This window comes from Streptomyces sp. NPDC054757 (assembly GCF_053612185.1).
On the sequence record NZ_JBSHBW010000020.1, the window covers coordinates 103,138 to 122,961 of the forward strand.

General features: G+C 70.6%; 16 protein-coding genes and 1 pseudogene. 12 read left to right on the forward strand and 5 right to left on the reverse strand.

Annotated features, from left to right (window positions below):
• Positions 1-17: 17 nt before the first annotated feature.
• Positions 18-950, forward strand: a complete 933-nt coding sequence (locus tag ACWGKJ_RS23085; protein ID WP_385018043.1) for a DMT family transporter — start codon at positions 18-20, stop codon at positions 948-950.
• Between the two features lie 1,221 nt (positions 951-2,171).
• On the opposite strand, the gene ACWGKJ_RS23090 is transcribed toward ACWGKJ_RS23085, so the two are convergent.
• The 3 genes and pseudogenes from ACWGKJ_RS23090 to ACWGKJ_RS23100 form a co-directional block, all read right to left on the reverse strand.
• Positions 2,172-2,849 carry a CehA/McbA family metallohydrolase gene (locus ACWGKJ_RS23090; RefSeq protein WP_385018129.1) on the reverse strand — a complete coding sequence of 226 codons (678 nt, stop codon included), beginning with the start codon at positions 2,847-2,849 and terminating at the stop codon, positions 2,172-2,174.
• On the reverse strand, positions 2,750-3,490 hold the full coding sequence (locus tag ACWGKJ_RS23095) for a hypothetical protein (RefSeq protein WP_385018138.1): 741 nt from the start codon (positions 3,488-3,490) through the stop codon (positions 2,750-2,752). Before ACWGKJ_RS23095 ends, ACWGKJ_RS23090 begins: the two co-directional genes overlap by 100 nt.
• A gap of 273 nt (positions 3,491-3,763) precedes the next feature.
• Positions 3,764-3,997 (reverse strand): annotated as a pseudogene (locus ACWGKJ_RS23100) (helix-turn-helix domain-containing protein); the annotation flags it as partial.
• Positions 3,998-4,231: 234 nt separating this feature from the next.
• Here ACWGKJ_RS23100 and ACWGKJ_RS23105 point away from each other — a divergent pair.
• On the forward strand, positions 4,232-4,774 hold the full coding sequence (locus tag ACWGKJ_RS23105; RefSeq protein WP_385018045.1) for a hypothetical protein: 543 nt from the start codon (positions 4,232-4,234) through the stop codon (positions 4,772-4,774).
• A gap of 93 nt (positions 4,775-4,867) precedes the next feature.
• Here the strand turns inward: ACWGKJ_RS23105 and ACWGKJ_RS23110 are convergent, their stop codons facing one another.
• The gene (locus tag ACWGKJ_RS23110) at positions 4,868-6,436 is read right to left on the reverse strand and encodes a CehA/McbA family metallohydrolase (protein WP_385018047.1); all 1,569 of its coding nucleotides are present in this window, start codon (positions 6,434-6,436) and stop codon (positions 4,868-4,870) included.
• 303 nt (positions 6,437-6,739) lie between these two features.
• On the opposite strand from ACWGKJ_RS23110, the gene ACWGKJ_RS23115 reads away from it, so the two are divergent.
• From ACWGKJ_RS23115 to ACWGKJ_RS23160, 10 genes are all read left to right on the forward strand, one after another.
• A complete protein-coding gene (locus ACWGKJ_RS23115) occupies positions 6,740-7,570 on the forward strand; it encodes an LLM class F420-dependent oxidoreductase (RefSeq protein WP_385018049.1) in 831 nt (276 codons plus the stop codon).
• Between the two features lie 143 nt (positions 7,571-7,713).
• Positions 7,714-8,022, forward strand: a complete 309-nt coding sequence (locus tag ACWGKJ_RS23120; protein ID WP_385018051.1) for a hypothetical protein — start codon at positions 7,714-7,716, stop codon at positions 8,020-8,022.
• Between the two features lie 398 nt (positions 8,023-8,420).
• Positions 8,421-9,665 carry a glycoside hydrolase family 1 protein gene (locus tag ACWGKJ_RS23125; protein ID WP_385018131.1) on the forward strand — a complete coding sequence of 415 codons (1,245 nt, stop codon included), beginning with the start codon at positions 8,421-8,423 and terminating at the stop codon, positions 9,663-9,665.
• A 10-nt stretch (positions 9,666-9,675) separates the two neighbouring features.
• The gene (locus ACWGKJ_RS23130; protein WP_385018053.1) at positions 9,676-10,254 is read left to right on the forward strand and encodes a TetR/AcrR family transcriptional regulator; all 579 of its coding nucleotides are present in this window, start codon (positions 9,676-9,678) and stop codon (positions 10,252-10,254) included.
• A 470-nt stretch (positions 10,255-10,724) separates the two neighbouring features.
• On the forward strand, positions 10,725-11,666 hold the full coding sequence (locus tag ACWGKJ_RS23135) for an ABC transporter permease (protein WP_385018055.1): 942 nt from the start codon (positions 10,725-10,727) through the stop codon (positions 11,664-11,666).
• The gene (locus tag ACWGKJ_RS23140; protein ID WP_385018057.1) at positions 11,663-13,537 is read left to right on the forward strand and encodes a dipeptide/oligopeptide/nickel ABC transporter permease/ATP-binding protein; all 1,875 of its coding nucleotides are present in this window, start codon (positions 11,663-11,665) and stop codon (positions 13,535-13,537) included. Before ACWGKJ_RS23135 ends, ACWGKJ_RS23140 begins: the two co-directional genes overlap by 4 nt.
• The gene (locus ACWGKJ_RS23145; protein ID WP_385018059.1) at positions 13,534-14,430 is read left to right on the forward strand and encodes an ABC transporter ATP-binding protein; all 897 of its coding nucleotides are present in this window, start codon (positions 13,534-13,536) and stop codon (positions 14,428-14,430) included. The genes ACWGKJ_RS23140 and ACWGKJ_RS23145 overlap by 4 nt, the downstream gene beginning before the upstream one ends.
• A 42-nt stretch (positions 14,431-14,472) precedes the next feature.
• On the forward strand, positions 14,473-16,017 hold the full coding sequence (locus ACWGKJ_RS23150; RefSeq protein ID WP_385018061.1) for a sulfatase-like hydrolase/transferase: 1,545 nt from the start codon (positions 14,473-14,475) through the stop codon (positions 16,015-16,017).
• A 171-nt stretch (positions 16,018-16,188) separates the two neighbouring features.
• Positions 16,189-16,404, forward strand: coding sequence for a hypothetical protein (locus tag ACWGKJ_RS23155; RefSeq protein ID WP_453315804.1), 216 nt, complete (start codon positions 16,189-16,191; stop codon positions 16,402-16,404).
• 39 nt (positions 16,405-16,443) lie between these two features.
• Positions 16,444-19,038 (forward strand): bifunctional FO biosynthesis protein CofGH, encoded by a 2,595-nt coding sequence (locus ACWGKJ_RS23160; protein WP_385018065.1) that lies wholly within the window; start codon positions 16,444-16,446, stop codon positions 19,036-19,038.
• 103 nt (positions 19,039-19,141) lie between these two features.
• Here the strand turns inward: ACWGKJ_RS23160 and ACWGKJ_RS23165 are convergent, their stop codons facing one another.
• Entirely contained in the window at positions 19,142-19,630 is a 489-nt protein-coding gene (locus ACWGKJ_RS23165) for a helix-turn-helix domain-containing protein (RefSeq protein WP_385018067.1), read from the reverse strand.
• Positions 19,631-19,824: the final 194 nt, after the last annotated feature.

Below are 19,824 nucleotides of genomic sequence, written 5' to 3' on the forward strand. Positions count from 1 at the left end.
GTGCTGGGCTCGGTGTCATGAACCAGCGCCTTCTTCCCGCCGTGACCGTCCTTCTCTACGCCGTGAGTTACCCACTCGGGGCGCTCACCCTCGACGCCATCACCCCGTTTCTGCTGATCCTGCTCCGCTTCGTGCTCAGCGCCGGGCTGATGTGGGCCGTCGTGGCCGTCCGGCGTATCCCCCTCCCACGCGGGCGGATGCTCGCCCGGACCGTCGCCGGCGGGGTGCTGGTGCACGGGGTGCAGTTCCTGGGGCTGTACTGGGGCATGGCGCACGGCGTCAGCGCCGGTATCGCGTCCCTGGTGATCGCCATGAACCCGGTCGCCACCGCCGTACTCGCCCGGCTTCTGCTGCACCAGCGGGAGAACCGGTGGGGACTGCTCGCGCTCGGCTGCGGTGCGGTGGGCGTGGTCGCGGCCTGCCTGCCCCGGCTGCTGTCCGACCCGGCCGTGGGCCCTGGACTGATCACCGTCCTCGTCGCCCTGGGCGGTCTCTCCGCGGGCTCCCTCCTCCAGGGAAGGCGACTGCGCGGGGTGGACCCCTTCGTGTTCACCGCCATCGGCGTCACCGGCTCGATCCCGCCGGCCGGCGCCCTCGCCCTCACCACCGCGCAGCACGTCTCCGACCCGGTGCGGGCCGTCGTCCTGCTGGTCATCCTGGTCCTCACCAGTGCGCTTGCCATGGTCTGCTACGCGGCCTGCGTCCGGCGCACGGGAGCCAGAGAAGCCTCGGTGCTGTTCGCCCTGATCCCCGCCGCCGCGGTGGTCGCGGCCTGGCTCCTCCAGGGCACGCCCCTCGACATGACCACAGCGATCGCCCTCGGCTGCGGCGCGCTCGCCTGCACCGCCCAGACCAGGGCAGGACGCACCGTGCCTGCGGCGCCGAGTTCTCCAGCCACGCACACGCGGGACTGGCCGCTCCGCCAACAGGGCAGCCCTGAGGCGCGTTGACAGCGAGTATCCACCAGTGAACCCTTTGGTGATCTGGATCACGTTTGGACGACTTTCGCACAAGAATCCCATGCCTGGGAGTCCCAGTTTTGTGTTCAATCGCCCCATTCAGGGTGCTTCCATTTTTATCACTCGATGTTTATTGTCTTGACTGGATTGCCCGTATGCCTTCATGAGTGACCGGTAAAGGTGTGGTTGGTAGTTCAACAATTGGATCACGGCGGCGGTTTTGCGCAGTAAAATTGCACGGCGGATATTTACGACTTGTGGGGCGCTTGCCGTGGCGTCGACGTCGGTCGTCGGGGTCTCTGCGGTATCGGCCGGAACGGCGTACGGTGCGGATGCCTGCACCGTGAAGTCGACACAGCATGTAGTGAAGAATTTCTACCGTGGCCCAAGGGTTGTCCCTTTGCGGTGTGGAACTTCCACGTGGGGGTACCGTCATCTGCAGCCGAAGCATGGTTACAACAGTGCGATGATCGCTAATACCGTTTCGCGTGGCGGTGAAAAGTTCGGCTTCTACTACCTCAACCTGACTCAGTGCCCGCCGATGAAATACAAGGTGGTTTTCAACCCTGGCGGAATCGGAGGATCCGGCCCCGGCCCTCAGAGCGTCATAACGGCCTATTACGAGGCTGGACATCAAAGCGTGGCGGCCTCCTGCTAGCCTCTCGGTATGATGACAGAGGTCCCTGCGGGTCTACGCTCACTTCTCGAAACGCCATTCGGGGTACCAGGGTTCTCCGATTTCCAAATTCGCGTGACCGGGTTTGACGTATCTGAGGGTGAGCTTCGGTTGACGATGGCCATCTCTGTGCGCCATGTACACCCGGCGGAGGAATGGGAATTGCAGGTTGGTTTCCCTGGGGAAGACGCGGAATCGGCGTCACCGTCCTCACCTCATTCGAGCTACGAATGGTTCACGCTTATGGTGAGGGAGAATGTTATCGAGTGGTGGAGCACGAGAGAGGAAGAGCCGAATATTCTTTTCGCTCGGCGGATCGGGTGACTGCGGCGTCTGAAAAATACGTGATGAGGATCTGCATGACGCTCCTGCGCTTCGGGACCCCGGTCGCCCAAGGGAATCAAGCTGTGAGTCTGGCGAAGAGCTTTTCGAGGCTGCGGCACGCGATTTCGATCGACCTGTGTGAGTGCGAAATCGACCTGTCTATGACACTCCGTGGCCTGGCTCTCCTCCGTCCCGGCTGGAAGGCAGCCCCCTCACCGTCCCAGAAACACCGGATTGGTCAGCGCCGTCAGTGCTCCTGGCAGCCCCGCAGTCGTCGGGGTGTGCCGGATCTCGGCGCGTACGTAGGCGGCGTACGCGGGTGTGGTGTGCCATTCCGCTGTGCCTGTGCCGGACTTGGGCAGGGGGGTGGAGTACAGCGTGCCCTGGTCCGTGACGAAGTTCGCTGTGCAGCCGGGGGCGCCCGTGACGTCGAGGCGTACCGTCACCGGGGTTTCGGGGGCCACCCGGAGGCGGTCGCCGATGCCCGCGTGGGCGGCGCGGCCGCCTGTGGCGCCGAAGGTGAGGGAGACCGCTGAGGACTCGGTGATGTATGAATGGCCCGCGCGGATGCCCGTCAGGATCGCGTCCCTGCTGAGTTCGTCGGCCAGGACGACCGTCTGCGGGGTGCCGATCCGGTCGGGGTCCTTGTGGGCGTCGCTGTTGCCCATCGCCGGGGTCCAGTTCCGGCCGTTGCTGACCAGGGTGTTGTCCCAGTCCGCCACCGACACCTCGTCGTCCAGGGTGTAGGGCCCGTTCCACACCTCCACCGCGTCCGCCTCGCCGAAGCCGCCTACGAGGAGGGCGATACCGTCCCGACCCGCAGATACTTCGCGAACTTGATACCGGTGAGGGGTGCGTAGGAGCCCGTGGTGTCGCCCGGCGGCTTCGATCCGTACTCGGACATGAAGCTGAACTCGTCGGCGTTCTTGACGTCGAAAGCGCCGTACTCCTGCAGTGCCTTGGCGACCATCCGCTCGTACGGCTTGAGCGTGGTGTCGGCGTCGATGTCGTACGCGGGGTCGAGCCAGATGAACTGCCCCTCGCGCCAACGGCCCTTCTCCCGGCCGTCGCTGCCCACCGCAGGGAGGACGTACTGACCGTTGTTGTCCGGGGCGCCGAAGCTCAGGGCGTGAGCGATACGGCCGGCCTTCCAGTCCGCGCGGGTGATCATTCCCGCGAGCCGGGACAGACCGCTGCCGGTGGCCTGGCCCGTGCGGACGACGGATTTGTGGCGGCTGTCGGACACGGCCCCCCACTCGCAACTCGGCCTGCCACCCTGCACCTTGATCCGCCAGCACTCCACGGCCCGCCCGTCCGGTGCGATCACCACCGTCCATTCGCGCTTCGGCGCCTTCCACGACGCGTCCCAGGGGAAGCCGATGCCCTTGAACGGGTCGGGCCCCCAGCTGCCGACGTGCTCGCGCGGGGTGATCTCGTAGGCCGGGGTGCTGGAGGTGGCCCGGTACACCGGAAGACCGGCGGTACCGGTGGACAACCGCGCCCGGCCCGGAGCGAGCAGTTCGCCAGCCAACGCCGCTGAATCCGCATCAAGTTGATGAGGCGGATGCAGCTGATTGAAGACGTCGCCATCGGCGAAGAAGCGGGAGGCGGCGGCAGCTCCCGAGGGCGGCGGCCTGTGCCCCGGCCGATTCGCGAGCACGACCCCGGCGACCACCAGCACCAGCGCGCCGGCACCGGCAGCGGCAACGGCCCCCCACCGCCGCCCCGGCCCCGGTGGCGGCGGTGGCATCGGTGGGGTGACGCCCTCGGACCTCGCTGCCCGCCACCGCCGTTCCCACTCCGCGCGGTCCCCGTCGCAGGCTTCGGCGTAGGCCAGGGCGACGTCCAGGGGCGGAAGTCGCCCGCCCTGCGCAGCCGCGGACAAGGCGCTGGACGACTGTCCCGTACGCGCCGCCATCTGACGGTAGGTCGGGCTACCGGCCGAGTGGCGCAGGGCCCGTAACTCCGAGGCGAACCGCGCTGCCGGATCGTCCGCCGGATCGCCCGACGGGTGTGATGAGGATGAGGTCGCGGTCACCTGCTCGCCCTCCAAGCCATGGCCTGTGATCGCCCCCGGGTGACGTGCGGACGACTCCTCCGAGTGTAGGCGCGCGGTACGCCACTCGGAGTGGCCCCGTTTCGGCCCCGTTGCGGCAGCCTCGTTGGCCCTCCGGCTCGGTGGACCGTGATCGTTCCGCCGGACACGCCCCGAGAGACCGCCGGATCCGCGAAATCGACCCCGCGCGGAGGCCCACCGCAGAAGGATGGACGCATGGACCAGGGATGGGCAGCACTCGCCGGGGCCGGAGTGGGCGTACTCGGCACGCTGTGCACCGCGTGGCTGACGTCCACGGCGGCCCGGCGGCTGGCGCGCGACCAGGGAACGGCCGATCACGGCCGGGAGCTGAGGAGCGAACGCCGCGAGGTGTACCTCGCCTTCATGGAGGCCGCGGAGCCGGTCGACGCCGTACTGCACCGCATCGCCCACCAGGACGGCGTACCGGCCACCGTCCGGGACACCCCGCCACCGGCCCGCGCGCTGCGCGAGGCCGTCGAGGAACTCGGTACCGCCGTACACACCCTCTACAAGGCCCAGGCCCGGCTGGACCTCATGGGACCGGAGGCCGTGGCCGTGGCGGCCGTGAACGTGTGGTCGGACGTGCGGTCCCTGCGGACGTACCTGGAGCGCGTGCTCCAGGGGGAGTTACCGGACGACGGATACCGCACCGGCCTCGAACGCGCGGTGGACGCGGTGGAGGTGAGCCGCGAGAACTTCGCCCGTCGCGCCCGCACGGTGATGGAGGCCGCGCCGTGAGGCTGTGCGGGGCAGGGGCGGGGGGAAAGGCAACCTCCGTGGCGGAAGCCCCACCGTGCCTGACTCTTCCTTCCCGGGTAGATGGCAGCCCCCTCACCGTCCCAGAAACACCGGATTGGTCAGCGCTGCCAGTGCTCCTGGCAGCCCCGCAGCCGTCGGGGTGTGCCGGATCTCGGCGCGTACGTAGGCGGCGTACGCGGGTGTGGTGTGCCATTCCGCTGTGCCTGTGCCGGACTTGGGCAGGGGCGTGGAGTACAGCGTGCCCTGGTCCGTGACGAAGTTCGCTGTGCAGCCGGGGGCGCCCGTGACGTCGAGGCGTACCGTCACCGGGGTTTCGGGGGCCACCCGGAGGCGGTCGCCGATGCCCGCGTGGGCGGCGCGGCCGCCTGTGGCGCCGAAGGTGAGGGAGACCGCTGAGGACTCGGTGATGTACGAGTGGCCCGCGCGGATGCCCGTCAGGATCGCGTCCCTGCTGAGTTCGTCGGCCAGGACGACCGTCTGTGGGGTGCCGATCCGGTCGGGGTCCTTGTGGGCGTCGCTGTTGCCCATCGCCGGGGTCCAGTTCCGGCCGTTGCTGACCAGGGTGTTGTCCCAGTCCGCCACCGACACCTCGTCGTCCAGGGTGTAGGGCCCGTTCCACACCTCCACCGCGTCCGCCTCGCCGAAGCCGAACTTCCAGTTGCAGCCGATGCAGGTCGCGTGCGGGTGGGCGGGGACGACCAGGCCGCCCGCGTGGCGGATCTCGCGGGCGTAGCGGCCGAAGCGGTTGTCCCGGGCGCGGTAGCGCCAGTCGACCCAGGTGCCGTGGTCGGTGGAGATGCCCAGCACATGGCCGTTGCGGGTGGTGATCTCCTCGCCGGTCAGGATCAGCAGGTCGTCGCCCCACAGTCCTTCCCACGCCCGGTGGCCCGAACTCGTGTTGTGCTCACTGGTGTTGATGAAGTCAAGACCCGCCGACCGGGCCAGCGCGGCGATCTCGGCCGGGGTGCGTTTGCCGTCCGAGTGCACGGAGTGGATATGGCAGTCGCCCCGGTACCAGCCGCGCCCGCGCCCCTTCGCACGCACCGGCGGGTACACCGGCTCCGGTGTCCCGGGCGTGGGACCGAAGCGCAGGGTGATGGTGACGGTGTAGGGGAGGCCGTCGGGGGCCGTGGTGTACGGGCCGAGGGCGATGTTCCACCGGCCCGCCCGTACCGGTCCCGGCAGGTAGCCGGGCGTCGCCTCGTCCCCGCGGATGAAGAACTCGCTGCGCGCACCGCCCGACCAGCCGCGGAACCCCGCCCCGCCGAGGCCGGTGCCGCGCTCGTCGAAGACGCCGATGTCGAGTGCGTTGCCCTGGGTGCCGGCGGGCACGGGCGGCTTCTCGTACGTGTACGAGACCGCCAGCTCCCGGACCCCTTCGGGCACGTCCACCGGCAGATAGACATAGTCCGGCGAGCCGGGCGGCAGCGTGCCGCGCACGGTCTTCGTCCGGTCCGGGGGTGTGCTTCCGGCCGGTGCGGTGCCGCCCGGTGCTCTGCCGTGGGGCGCACCCCCGGCGTTGCCGTCGTCCGCCGCTGCCGCGAAGCTCACGCTTCCCAACGTAAGCGCGGCGGCTGCTCCCGTCACCAGCAGGCCGCGCCTGCCCAGTTCACCGGGGGTCGGGTGGTCGTCAGGGTTCATACCAACGGCTCCAGGGGTCTGTGGGGGACACGAGGGGTGCGGTTGAACCCTGGTATTCAGCCGTGAACCGGGTGAGAAGGGAAGAGGGCAGGACGGAGACCGTGACGCGACGCTCGGATTTTCGGCCTTGACGCCATACTCTCTGCGGCCACAGAGCGGAACGTACGGATCACATGCATCACACGGATCACATGCATCACACGGATCACATGCATCACACGGATCACATGCATCACACGGATTGCACGGATCGCACGGACTACACGGATCACTCGGATTACACGGCGACTGAGGGCGGATGTCATGCGGCTGAGTACCACGATCTTTCTGACCGACCGGACCATCACCCCCGTACGGCTGGCCCGGGAGCTGGAGCAGCGCGGGTTCGGCGGGCTGTATCTGCCCGAGCACACGCACATCCCGGCCGAGCGGACCACCCCGTACCCGATGGGCGGTGAACTGCCCGCCGAGTACGGCAGGACGCTCGACCCGTTCGTCGCCCTGGGGCAGGCCGCGGCGGTGACGGAGACCCTGACCCTGGGCACGGGCATCACGCTCATCGCCCAGCACGACCCGATCGACCTGGCCAAGCAGATCGCGACCCTGGACCTGCTCTCGGGGAGCCGCTTCACGTTGGGCGTGGGCTTCGGCTGGAACAGGGAGGAGGCCGCCGACCACGGGGTCGAGTGGACGCGCCGCCGTGAGATGGGCCGGGACCGGATGGCGCTGATGCGGGCGCTCTGGGCAGCTGAACCGACGGCGTACGAAGGGGAGTTCGGGTCGGTCCGGGCTAGCCTGGTCCATCCGAAACCGCGGGGCGGCAGCGTCCGCACACTGATCGGCGGGGCCGCCGGGCCGAAGCTTTTCGACCACATCGCGGAGTACGCGGACGGCTGGCTGCCCATCGGCGGCGGGGGGCTCACGGAGTCCATGCCGGTGCTGCGCCGGGTGTGGGAGGACGCGGGCCGCGAACCGGCGGAGCTCCAGGTCGTCCCGTACGCCGTACTCCCGAACCCCGGGAAGCTGGCGCACTACGCGGAGCTGGGGGTCGAGGAGGTGGTGCTGCAACTGCCCTCCGCCGAGGAGGACGCGGTGCTGAAGGTGCTGGACGAGTACGCGCCGTACCTGGTCTGAGCGTCCCTTCTGTGGGCGGGGCGGGGCGGGGCGCCCGTTCCCGGTGTGGGACGAGGCGCCCGTGCCCTGTGCGGGGGCACGGGTGTGGGTGCGGCCACGGTTTCGGGTGCGGCCACGGTTTCGGGTGCGGCCACGGTTTCGACGTGCGGCGACCGGCGGCCGGGCGGAAGCTGGTGGGTGTGCTCCAGGAACCCAAGTACAGCGGCCGGGCGGTGCTGGTCATCGACGCCCATGTCCTGCCGGTGACAGCCACGCTCGCCTTCTCCGCCCACGGCTGCTCGGGCGTCCTGCGTACGCAGGTCGTGTCCGATGCCGATCTGGACTTCCCGCAGAAGCCCGTACCTCTCACCCTCCTGCAGGAGCCGAAGGGCGAGGTCTGGGGCACGGTCTCGATGTGCCGCCGGACGCCCGAGGGGGCCGTGTCGATGAAGTTCAGGGGCGTCGACGGCTGACCTGCCCGGGGGCGGCGCCGTGGGCGGGGCGTCCAGAGCCACGCGCCCGAACCTGGTCCGGTCAGTCCGGTCCAGTCCGGTCCAGCCGGCCCGGTCCGGGCCGGAGAGAACCGGCACCCGACCTTCGTCGCCGATGACGGTGAAGCTGCGCCAGTGGCCGGGGGCGCAGTGACTTCGAAGATCATTCCGCATCGAATAGGTGCGCGGTTGGGGCCGGCCGGGTCGGATGGAGGTGCGGTGACCCCTCCGCGCCGCCGGGTCGGGCGTGTACGCTGACCGCAAAAACCGATCACTGAACGTTTTTGGGGCCGGCCCTTACGGTGCCGGTCCCGGCTGAAAGGATCACCGTGACCGCGCTCTCGCCCCAGCCGGGCTTCCCGCTTCCGGACGGCTTCCTCATGGGTGCCTCGACATCGGCGCACCAGATCGAGGGGAACAACGTCTCCAGCGACTGGTGGAACCTGGAGCACCGCCCCGGCACCTTCGTCGCCCAGCCCAGCGGGGACGCGGCGGACAGCTTCCACCGCTGGCCCCAGGACATGGACCTGCTGCGCGAACTCGGCTTCAACTCCTACCGGTTCGGCATCGAGTGGGCGCGCGTCGAACCGCAGCGGGGCTGTGTGTCCAGGGCCGCCCTTGAGCACTACCGCAGCATGGTCCGGGGGGCGCGCGACCGGGGGCTCGAACCCGTGGTGACCCTCCATCACTTCACCTCGCCCCAGTGGTTCAGCGACCTCGGCGGCTGGCGGGCCCCCGAAGCGCCCGGTCTCTTCGCCGCGTACGCCCGGACGGTGGCCGAGATCCTCGACGGCGTCCGGTATGTGGCGACGATCAACGAGCCGAACATCCTGGCCGTGATGCAGACCATCCGGCAACTGGCCGCCGAGCACGGCTGGGAGAGCATCGACCACGGCAGGAAACGCGACCGGCCGGTCGGGGCCGCGGCCATCGATCCCGCCACCGTCGATCCCGACGAGGGTGTGGTCCGGGCGCTCGTCGAAGCCCACCGGGCCGCCTCCGCCGCGCTGAAGTCCGCCGACCCCGGGCTGAAGGTCGGCTGGACCGTCGCCAACCAGGCGTACCAGGCGGAACCGGGCGCTCTGGAGGCCATGACCGCGCACGCGTGGCTGCGCGAGGACATCTTCCTGGAGGCCGCCCGGCAGGACGACTGGATCGGGGTGCAGGCGTACACCCGCCATCGCTTCGGGGCCGGTGGCCCGCTGCCGGTGCCCGAAGGCGCCGAGACCACCCTGACCGGCTGGGAGTACTACCCGCAGGCCCTGGGCGAGGCGGTGCGGCACACCGTCGGTGTCGTCGGCCCGGACGTGCCGATCCTGGTCACCGAGAACGGCATCGCGACCGCCGATGACGAGCGGCGTATCGCTTACACATCGGCCGCGCTTGCGAGCCTCGCGGACGCCATGCGGGAGGGCGCCGACGTGCGGGGGTATCTGCACTGGAGCGCTCTGGACAACTACGAATGGGGCACGTACGGCCCCACCTTCGGGCTGATCGCGGTCGACCGGGAGACGTTCGCCCGCACCCCCAAGGGGTCGGCCTCCTGGCTGGGCGGCCTCGCACAGGCCGGGCGCGTCCCCGACGGGCGGTCACTGTCCGGGGCCCGCTCCACAGCTGCGCGCTAGGGTGGCGGCCATGGCGAAACGGGGCCCCTACGAGAAGGGCGAGGCGAAGCGAGCCGAGATTCTGCAGGCCGCTCTGGAGATCTTCGCGGCTGAGGGGTATCGCGGCACTTCCCTGCGGAAAGTCGCGGCCAAGTGCAATCTGAGCCTGCCGGGGCTCATGCACTACTTCGACTCCAAGGAGGACATGCTGACCCGGGTCCTGGAAGCGAGGGACGAGGCGGCGCGTATCAAGCAGATCGAGCGCGGTGGTTCCTTCAGCGCCCGGGAGATCATGCGGGACGGTGCCAGGACGCCGGGCCTCGTCGAGCTGTTCGTGTCCATGGCCGCGGCGGCCGGCGACCCCTCCCATCCGGCACACGCCCACTTCAGCGAGCGCTACCCGGTCATGCGTGAGCGTCTTGCCGCGTACCTGCGGGAGCGCATGGAGGACGGCGGGATCAGTGACGCCATCCCGGCCGACCGGCTGGCCGTGCTCTTCATCGCGCTGGCCGACGGCATCCAGCTCCAGTGGCTCACCGACCGGTCCATCGACATGAGCCAGCCCTTCAATGACCTGATGCGCCTGCTGGAGAGCGGCTCCGGGAGCTGACGGCCGTCTGTGTACGGGGCGCCGTACGCGTGTACGTGGCGGCGCCTTGCGTGTACGTGGTGGTGTCCGTGCGCGGTGAATTCGTCTGTGTGCGTGGTGGTGTCCGTGCGCGGTGAATTCGTCTGCGTGCGTGGCGGTGCCCGTGCGCGTGAACTCGTAGGTGTACTTGGTGCTGTCCGTGTACGTAGCGGTGCCGCGGCAGCCGGATCGGGTCGGTGGCAGCGGCGGATTCTGCCTCCCGCCTCTTGACGGCCAGAAACCGATCACCGTACGTTTTTCGTGCTCGGGCGGTGGGCGGCGCCGGATGCCCCGCTGACGCCCGCCTCCGGGCCTTCAACCCCGCGCCCCTCAGCCCCGAGCCCCTCGACTCAGCGCCCCTCGACTCAGCGCCCCGCAACCCCGCGCCCTCCAACTCCGCGCCCTTTCAACTCCGCCGCGTCGGGCGGACAGCCGGACGGGAATCCAGTCTCATGCTGAATTTCATCGCTCGCAGGATCGCGGCGGGAGCCGTGCTCCTGCTCGTCATCTCCTTTCTGGCCTATCTCCTGCTGTCGGTCCCGCACATCGACGTGGGACGCCAACTGCTCGGCGAGAGCGCCCCCCAGAAAGCGGTCGATGCCAGGAACACCGCCCTGGGCCTGGACCGGCCGGTCCTCCAGCAGTACGGCGAGTGGCTGTCCCACGCCGTGCGCGGTGACCTCGGCACCTCCTGGTTCACGGGCGAGGACGTCGGCGATGCGGTCGCCGGCCGGCTGCCCGTCACACTCAGCCTGGTCATCGGCGTCACGTTCGTGACCGCTTCGGTCTCGTTCCTGCTCGGTGTGTGGGCCGGGGTGCGGCGCGGTGCCGTCGACCGGATCGTGCAGATCATCGGCGTCGCGGGGTACGCCCTGCCCGGCTTTCTGGTGACCCTGGTCCTCGTACTGGTCTTCGCCGTGCACCTGGACTGGTTCCCCGCCATCGGCTACACGCCGTTCACGGAGTCCCCCGGCGGCTGGCTGTCCACCGTCACCCTGCCTGTACTGTCCCTGTCGGTCGCCTCCGTCGCGGGCGTCTCGCAGCAGGTGCGCGGCGCCGTCATCGACGTGATGCGGCAGGACTACATCCGTACCCTGCGCACCCGTGGCCTGACGACCCGGCGGATCGTGTTCAAGCACGTCCTGCGCAACGCCTCCGCGCCCGCCCTGTCCGTCCTCGGTATGCAGTTCGTCGGCCTGCTCGGCGGCGCCGTCCTGGTCGAGCAGATCTTCGGCCTGCCCGGTATCGGCAGCATGACCGTCGCCTACACCACGCGCGGCGACATCCCCGTGATCATGGCGCTGGTCATGCTCACCGTCGTCGGCGTCGTCCTGATCAACCTCGCCGTCGACGTCCTCATCGGCTGGCTCAATCCGAAGGCGAGGATCGCATGAGCGAGAACCTCCCGACGACCGCAGCTCCCGGCCCCGGCCCCGGTGCCGCTCCGCCGGCGGAGCCTGCGGCCCGCGGCGGCACCGTCCGCCGGGTGCTGCGCAACCCACTCGGCGCCCTGTCCGCGCTGGTCCTCGTGCTGCTGGTCGCCGCGGTCGTCCTGGCCCCGCTGATCGCGCCGCAGGCCGCCGACGCCTCGGCGCTGGGCGACGCGTTCGCGCACCCCAGCGGCGCGCATCCGCTGGGCATGGACTCCGCGGGCCGCGACATCCTCTCGCGCATCCTCTACGGCGGCCGGAACACCCTCGGCGGTGCGCTGCTGGCCCTCGCGGTCGCCCTCGTCCTGGGCGTGCCCAGCGGTCTGTTCGCCGGGTACTACGGCGGCAGGTTCGACGCCGCCGCCGCTTGGGCCGTCAACCTCGTGATGGCCCTGCCGGCCATGGTGGTGCTGCTGGCGTCCCGGGCCATCCTCGGCCCCAGGGTGTGGGTGCTGATGGTGGTGCTCGGCATCCTCGTCGCCCCCAGCTTCTTCCGGCTGGTACGCGGCATCGTGGCCAACATCCGCGGAGAGCTGTACGTCGACGCGGCCAAGGTCTCCGGGCTGTCCGACGCCCGGATCGTCGCCCGCCACGTCCTCATCGTCGTACGCGGCCCGGTCATCATCCAGGTGTCCCTGGTCGCCGGTATCGCCATCGCCCTCCAGGCGGGCCTCGAATTCCTCGGTGTCGGCAGCGGCTCCACCGCCACCTGGGGCGCCATGCTCAACGAGGGGTTCCAGAACATCCAGCGCGCGCCCCGCCTCATGCTGTGGCCCGGACTGGCCCTCGGCCTCACCAACGCCGCGCTCGTCCTGCTGGCCGCAGCCATCCGCGACGCCCTGGAGGACCGCACCCCGGGCGCCCCGGCCCGCCGCCGCCCCCGCCGTTCCCACCGATCCGTTCCGTCCCCGGCCCCCGCCGCACCGCGTACCGCCACAGCACCCGCTACCGCATCACCCCTCAGCGCACCGATTGCCGCCGCCCCGGAGCGGGCCTCGCTGCTCTCGGTACGTGATGTGGCCATCGCCTACGCCCTGCCCGACGGCACCGAGAAACACGTCGTGCACGGCGTGGACCTCGACGTCCACCCCGGCGAGATCGTGGGGCTCGTCGGCGAATCCGGCTCCGGCAAGTCCCAGACCGCGTTCGCCATGCTCGGCACCCTGCCCGACGGCGGCCGGATCACCGGCGGCAGCATCACCGTCGACGGGCAGGAGGTCGTCGGCCTGCCCGAACGCGACCACCGCTCCCTGCGCGGCACCACCCTCGCGTACGTACCGCAGGAACCCATGAGCAACCTCGACCCCGCCTTCACCATCGGCAGCCAGCTCGCCGAGCCCCTGCGCCTCCACCTCGGCCTCTCCCGCGGGCAGGCCGCCCAACGGGCGCTGGAACTGCTGCGTCTGGTCGAGATCCCGGACCCGGAGCGGATGCTGCGGCGCTACCCGCACGAGATCTCCGGCGGTATGGCCCAGCGTGCTCTCATCGCGGGCGCGATGTCCTGCGACCCCCGGATCCTCATCGCCGACGAGCCCACCACCGCTCTCGACGTCCGCGTCCAGGCCGAGGTACTGGATCTGCTCCGCCGCCTCCAGCGCGAACGCGGCCTGGGCGTCCTGCTGGTCACGCACAACCTCGGTGTCGTGGCCGACCTGTGCGACCGGGTCGTGGTGATGAACGGCGGACGCGTCGTGGAGACCGGTTCCACCGAGCAGATCCTCAGCGAGCCCGAGAGCCCCTATACCCGCACCCTGCTGGACGCCGTACTCGACGACACCCCCGCCCGCCCCGCCTGGCAGCCACAGCCCCGCACAGCAAGGACCGTCATCGCATGAGCGCCCAGCAGCAGACCGGCGGCAGCACCCGGAGCCAGGAGCCCGCCGGGGAGGCTCTGCTCGCGGTCGACGACCTCCGCGTCAGCTTCCCCGGCAAGGGCCGGCGCATCCCCGCGACCGACGTACTCAGAGGTGTCAGCCTGACCGTCCGGCCGGGGGAGACCCTCGGCCTGGTCGGTGAGTCGGGCTCCGGAAAGTCCACGATCGGGCGGGCCGTACTCGGCCTCGTCCCCGTCACCTCCGGCACCGTCACCTTCGGCGGTGAGCGCATCGACCACCTGGGCAGGGCCCGGCGCCGCGCCCTGGGCCGTGACCTCCAGGTCATCTTCCAGGACCCCTACACCTCGCTGAACCCCGCACGGACCATCGGCGACGCCCTCGCCGAACCGCTCATCGCCCAGGGCACGGACGCACGCGCATCCCGGGAGCGGATCACCGCCCTGCTCCGGCGCGTCCAGCTGCCCGCGGACGCCGCAGCCCGGCTGCCCCGCGAATTCTCCGGAGGCCAGCGCCAACGCATCGCCATCGCCAGGGCGTTGGCGCTCAGCCCCCGGCTGATCATCTGTGACGAGCCGGTCTCCGCCCTCGATCTGACCACCCAGCGCACCGTCCTCGATCTGCTCCTGGAGATCCAGGAGACGACCGGTGTCGCCTATCTGTTCATCTCCCACGACCTGTCCGTGGTCCGTTCCATGAGCCACCGGGTCGCGGTCATCCACCGCGGCGAGATCGTCGAGACCGGGGACGCCGCCACGGTCACCACCCGGCCCGGTCACGCCTACACCCGCACGCTGCTGCTCGCCTCGCCGGTCGCGAACGTCGCAGGGCAGCGGCAACGCCGTGAAGCCGCCCGCCGGGCAGCGCTCGCACGGACCCCCACGCGTGAACGCTGAATCCCCCTCGTACGTCTGCCCCCCAACAGGCAAGGAGCAGCCATGCCGGTCCAGCGGCCGAACTTCGTCTTCTTCATCCCGGACCAGCTACGGGCCGACGCCGTGGGGGCGTTCGGCAACCCGCATGTGCGCACGCCCCACCTGGACGCGCTCGCCGCGCGCGGCACGCGCTTCGACAACGCCTATGTGCAGCACCCCGTCTGCTCACCCAGCCGCGCCTCCTTCCTGACCGGCTGGTACCCGCACACCGCAGGCCACCGCACCCTCACCCACCTCATCAGGCCCGACGAGCCCAACCTCCTGCGCACCCTCAAGGAGAGCGGCTACCACGTCGTCTGGCCCGGACTGCGCGGCGACACCTTCGCCCCCGGCGTCACGGAACTCAGCGTCGACGCCCACGGTTTCGGCGTCCGGCCGACGGTGCTGCCCGAGCTTCCGCACATCGAGAGCTGGCCCGGCGGCGAGGAGTGGGCGCGCCTCTACTACCGGGGCCGCCGCCCCGCCGACGAGACCCGTGTCGACTCCGACGAGGCCACCATCCGTACCGCCCTGCGCTGGCTTGAGGAGCCGCCGGACCAGCCCTGGGCCCTCTTCGTCCCGCTGATCGCCCCGCACTGCCCGTTCGAGGCCGACGACCCCTGGTTCTCGCTGTACGAACGGGATTCGCTGCCGCTGCCCGTTCCGGCCGCGGACGATCCGGCCCGGGAACCGGCGTACATGCGGGCGATCCGCGAGCGCTTCGGCATCACGGACACCTCCCCGGAGATGTGGCGGGAGATCACCGCCACCTACTACGCCATGATCTCCCGCATGGACGACCAACTCGGGCGTCTCATGAGCGCCGTCGACGCGACCGGACAGCGCTCCCGCACCGTCACCCTCTTCTTCGCCGACCACGGTGAGTACCTCGGTGACCACGGGCTGATCGAGAAATGGCCCTCCGCCATGCACTCCTGCATCACCCGCGACCCGCTGGTCATCTCCGGGGGCGGACTGCCCGGGGGGCAGCACACCGATGCCATGGTCGAGCTCCTCGACATCGTCCCCACTGTGCTGGAGCTCGCCGCCGCCGACGCACCCCACCGCCACTTCGGCCGCAGCCTGCTGCCCGTCATCGCCGACCCCGGGACCCCGCACCGCGAGTACGCGTTCACCGAAGGGGGGTTCTCCAGGGACGAGGAGCCCCGGTTCGAGCGGGCGGGATTCCCCTACGACCTCAAGGCCGCACTCCAGCACGAACAGCCCGAGCTGGTCGGCCGCGCCATCGCCGTCCGCGACCGGGAGTGGACCTATGTGTGGCGCCTGTACGAGCAGCCCGAGCTGTACCGCCGCGCCGACGACCCGGACGAGCGGGTCAACCTCGCGGGCCAGGCGGTCCACGCCGCCGTGGAGCACCGTATGCAGCAGGCGATGCTGCACTGGCTCGCGGACACATCGGACGTCATCCCCGCTGACGAGGACCCCCGCTACCCCGCTGTCGATCTGTCGGTACCGGCCGGACGCCCCGGCCCCGACGGGGGCGTGGAGCGCGCCTCGCAGTACCTGGAGGAGGTCTTCGCCCACCTGAGGCGGGCCATGGGGCGCTGAGGCCCCGGTGCCCGCAGCGGGCACGCCCTTCGGCTGCACCCACAGCGGGCACGCCCTTCGGCCCAGGGCACATCCACCGGCCGCGGGAACCGTCCGGGGTCTGCGCATGACCCGTCCCGCGGGACCCCCGCCCGGCGTGCTGGAACGCTGGAGGAGGAGCACCCTGGAGATATGAAAGTGCCGGTCATCATCTACCCGCCGGACCCCTCCGGCGGCCGGCCCGTGCGGTCCGGTACGGAGACCCTGGGCATCGCCCACAGCCGGGAGGACGTGGTCGAACTGCTGCACCGAGCCGGGCTCGAAGGCGTCGACGAGCTGGAGCTCGCGACGACCTCGCTTCTCGAATGGCACGGCGGCGGCCCCGACGTGTGGCCGACGCCGGGGTGACCCGCAGACAGGGTGAAAACGTCCTCGTATGCTCGGTCCATGACTGATCCGCAGCCCGCAGCCCCCACCGCAAATGCCATGCGCCGCGCGCTCAGGCGGGCCAGGGACGGTGTGGCCCTCGACACCGCCGAAGCTGCCGTACTCCTCCAGGCGCGCGGCGACGACCTGCGCGACCTCGCCGCTTCGGCGGGGCGCGTGCGGGACGCAGGACTGGAAGCGGCCGGGCGGCCGGGAGTCATCACGTACTCCCGCAAGGTGTTCATCCCGCTGACCCGGCTCTGCAGGGACAAGTGCCACTACTGCACGTTCGTCACCGTGCCCGGCAAGCTCAGGCGGGCCGGACACGGTATGTACCTCTCGCCCGACGAGATCCTGGAGATCGCCCGGCAGGGCGCCGAACTCGGCTGCAAGGAAGCGCTCTTCACACTCGGCGACCGCCCCGAGGAGCGCTGGCCCGAGGCGCGCGAGTGGCTGGAGGCCGAGGGGTACGACGACACCCTTGCCTATGTGCGCGCCATGGCCGTCCGGGTCCTGGAGGAGACCGGACTGCTGCCGCACCTCAACCCCGGCGTGATGTCCTGGACCGACCTCCAGCGGCTCAAGCCCGTCGCCCCTTCGATGGGCATGATGCTGGAGACCACCGCGACCCGGCTGTGGAGCGAGCCGGGCGGCCCGCACCACGGCTCGCCCGACAAGGAGCCCGCCGTTCGGCTGCGCGTCCTGGAGGACGCCGGACGTTCCAATGTGCCCTTCACCACCGGGGTGTTGATCGGGATCGGCGAGTCGTACGAGGAGCGCGCCGACGCCTTCTTCGAGCTGCGCAGGACCGCCCGCTCCTACCACGGCATCCAGGAAGTCATCGTCCAGAACTTCCGGGCCAAGCCCGACACGGCGATGCGCGCGATGCCGGACGCCGAGCTGGAGGAGCTGGCCGCCGCCATCGCGGTCGCCCGGCACCTCCTCGGCCCGTCCGCCCGCATCCAGGCCCCGCCGAACCTGGTGGACGCCGAGTACGCGCTGCTCATCGACGCCGGGATCGACGACTGGGGCGGGGTGTCCCCGCTGACGCCCGACCACGTCAACCCCGAGCGCCCCTGGCCGCACATCGACGAGCTGGCGGAGCGGACCGAGGCCGCGGGCTTCCAACTCCGTGAACGGCTCACCATCTACCCGGAGTTCATCCGGCGCGGCGAGCCCTGGCTCGATCCCCGGCTGGTGCCGCACGTGCGGGCGCTCGCCGACCCGGAGACCGGTCTCGCCCGCGAGGGCGTCAAGCCGTCCGGGCTGCCCTGGCAGGAGCCCGACGAGGGGTTCACCGCCACCGGCCGCACCGATCTGCACACCACCATCGACACCGAGGGCCGCACGTCCGACCGCCGGGACGACTTCGACGAGGTGTACGGGGACTGGGACGCCCTGCGCGAGCAGGCGGCCCCCGGCATGGTGCCGTCCCGGATCGACACCGACGTCAAACAGGCCCTCGACCAGGCCGCCGCCGACCCGACGCGGCTCACCGACGACGAGGCGCTCGCCCTGCTCCACGCGGACGGCCCGGCGCTCGACGCGCTCACCCGGATCGCGGACGAGTTGCGGCGGGACGTGGTCGGCGACGACGTCACGTACATCGTCACCAGGAACATCAACTTCACCAACGTCTGCTACACCGGCTGCCGCTTCTGCGCCTTCGCCCAGCGGCGCACGGACGCCGACGCGTACACGCTCTCGCTCGACCAGGTCGCCGACCGGGCCGCCCAGGCGTGGGACGTCGGCGCGGTCGAGGTCTGCATGCAGGGCGGTATCCACCCGGACCTGCCCGGCACGGCGTACTTCGACATCGCGCGCGCCGTCCGCGAGCGCGTCCCCGGCATGCACGTCCACGCCTTCTCGCCGATGGAGGTGGTGAACGGCGCGACCCGCACCGGCCTCTCCATCCGCGAGTGGCTCACCGCCGCGAAGGAGGCAGGACTCGGCTCGATCCCCGGTACGGCGGCGGAGATCCTGGACGACGAGGTGCGCTGGGTCCTCACCAAGGGCAAGCTCCCCACGGCGACCTGGATCGAGGTCATCACGACCGCCCACGAACTGGGCATCCGCTCCTCGTCCACGATGATGTACGGCCATGTCGACCAGCCCCGGCACTGGCTCGGCCACTTCCGCACCCTGGCGGAGATCCAGCAGACCGCGCTGGCCAAGGGCGTCGAGGGCTTCACCGAGTTCGTGACGCTGCCCTTCATCCACACCAACGCCCCGGTGTATCTGGCCGGTATCGCCCGCCCGGGGCCGACCACCCGCGACAACCGCGCGGTCACCGCGATGGCCCGGCTGCTGCTCCACCCGTACATCCCCAACATCCAGACCAGCTGGGTGAAGCTGGGCGCCGAGGGCGCGGCGGAGATGCTGCGCTCCGGGGCGAACGACCTGGGCGGCACGCTGATGGAGGAGACCATCTCCCGTATGGCGGGCTCCGGTTACGGCTCGTACCGCTCGGTCCAGGACCTCATCGCCATCGCCGACCTGGTGGGCCGCCCGGCCCGCGCCCGGAACACGCTGTACGGGCCGGTGCCCGATGAGCGGATGCGGGCGGCCCGGTCGTCGGACGGGCATCTGCCGGAGCTGCTGCCGGTGCTGGACTGAGCCTGCCCGCTGGGTGGTCGGTGGTGAAGGGAGGCTGCCCGGCTGCCCCTGCCCGGCGGCTCCCGGCGGCTGCCCGGCGGGTTCGTCCGCGTGGCGGTGGACGTCACCCGACCGTGTTGTCGCCGCCGGGCAGGAAGTCGGTGCGGTGCGGGGTGCCGTCGAGCGCCGCGTCGACCCTGCCCCGGATGTAGTCCCCGGTCATCGGACAGTCGAGGGCCGCGTCGGTATGGCACCCCAGCATGTGGGTGAGGACCGCCGCGGCCCGCTCCATCCGCTCGATCCGCCGGCGCATCGCATCGCGCTGGACGGTGATCAGTTCGCGCCGGTCCGCCGCCTTCTCGCTGTCGACGATGGCGCTCGTCTCGGCCAGTGTGAGCAGCCCGTCGTCGTGCCAGAGCTGTGCGTAGGCGAGCTGGGCGAGATCGTCCCGGCTGTAGTAGCGGACGCGTCCGCGCCGCTCGCTGTGGTGCAGCAGCCCGCGCTCCTCGTAGAACCGCAGGGCAGGGACGGTGAGGCCGAACGCGTCGGCCACCTCGCTGATCGAGTACAGATCCGTGCGGCCGGGGTGCGGCATGGACGGCGTGGGGGCCATGGGAACCTCCTGGTTGCGCTCAAGCGTACTTGAGCGTGAAAGCTGGCGGGGTCGCCAAGGACTGGAGGGTCCCCGTGTCCGTATCTGCCCCGCCCCCGACGCCTTCGTCGTCCCAGCCCCTGAAGCCGTCGTCCCCGGTGCCTTCGTCGTCCCCGTCCCCGGCGCGGGCCGACTCCCGCGATGCCGTCCGGCCG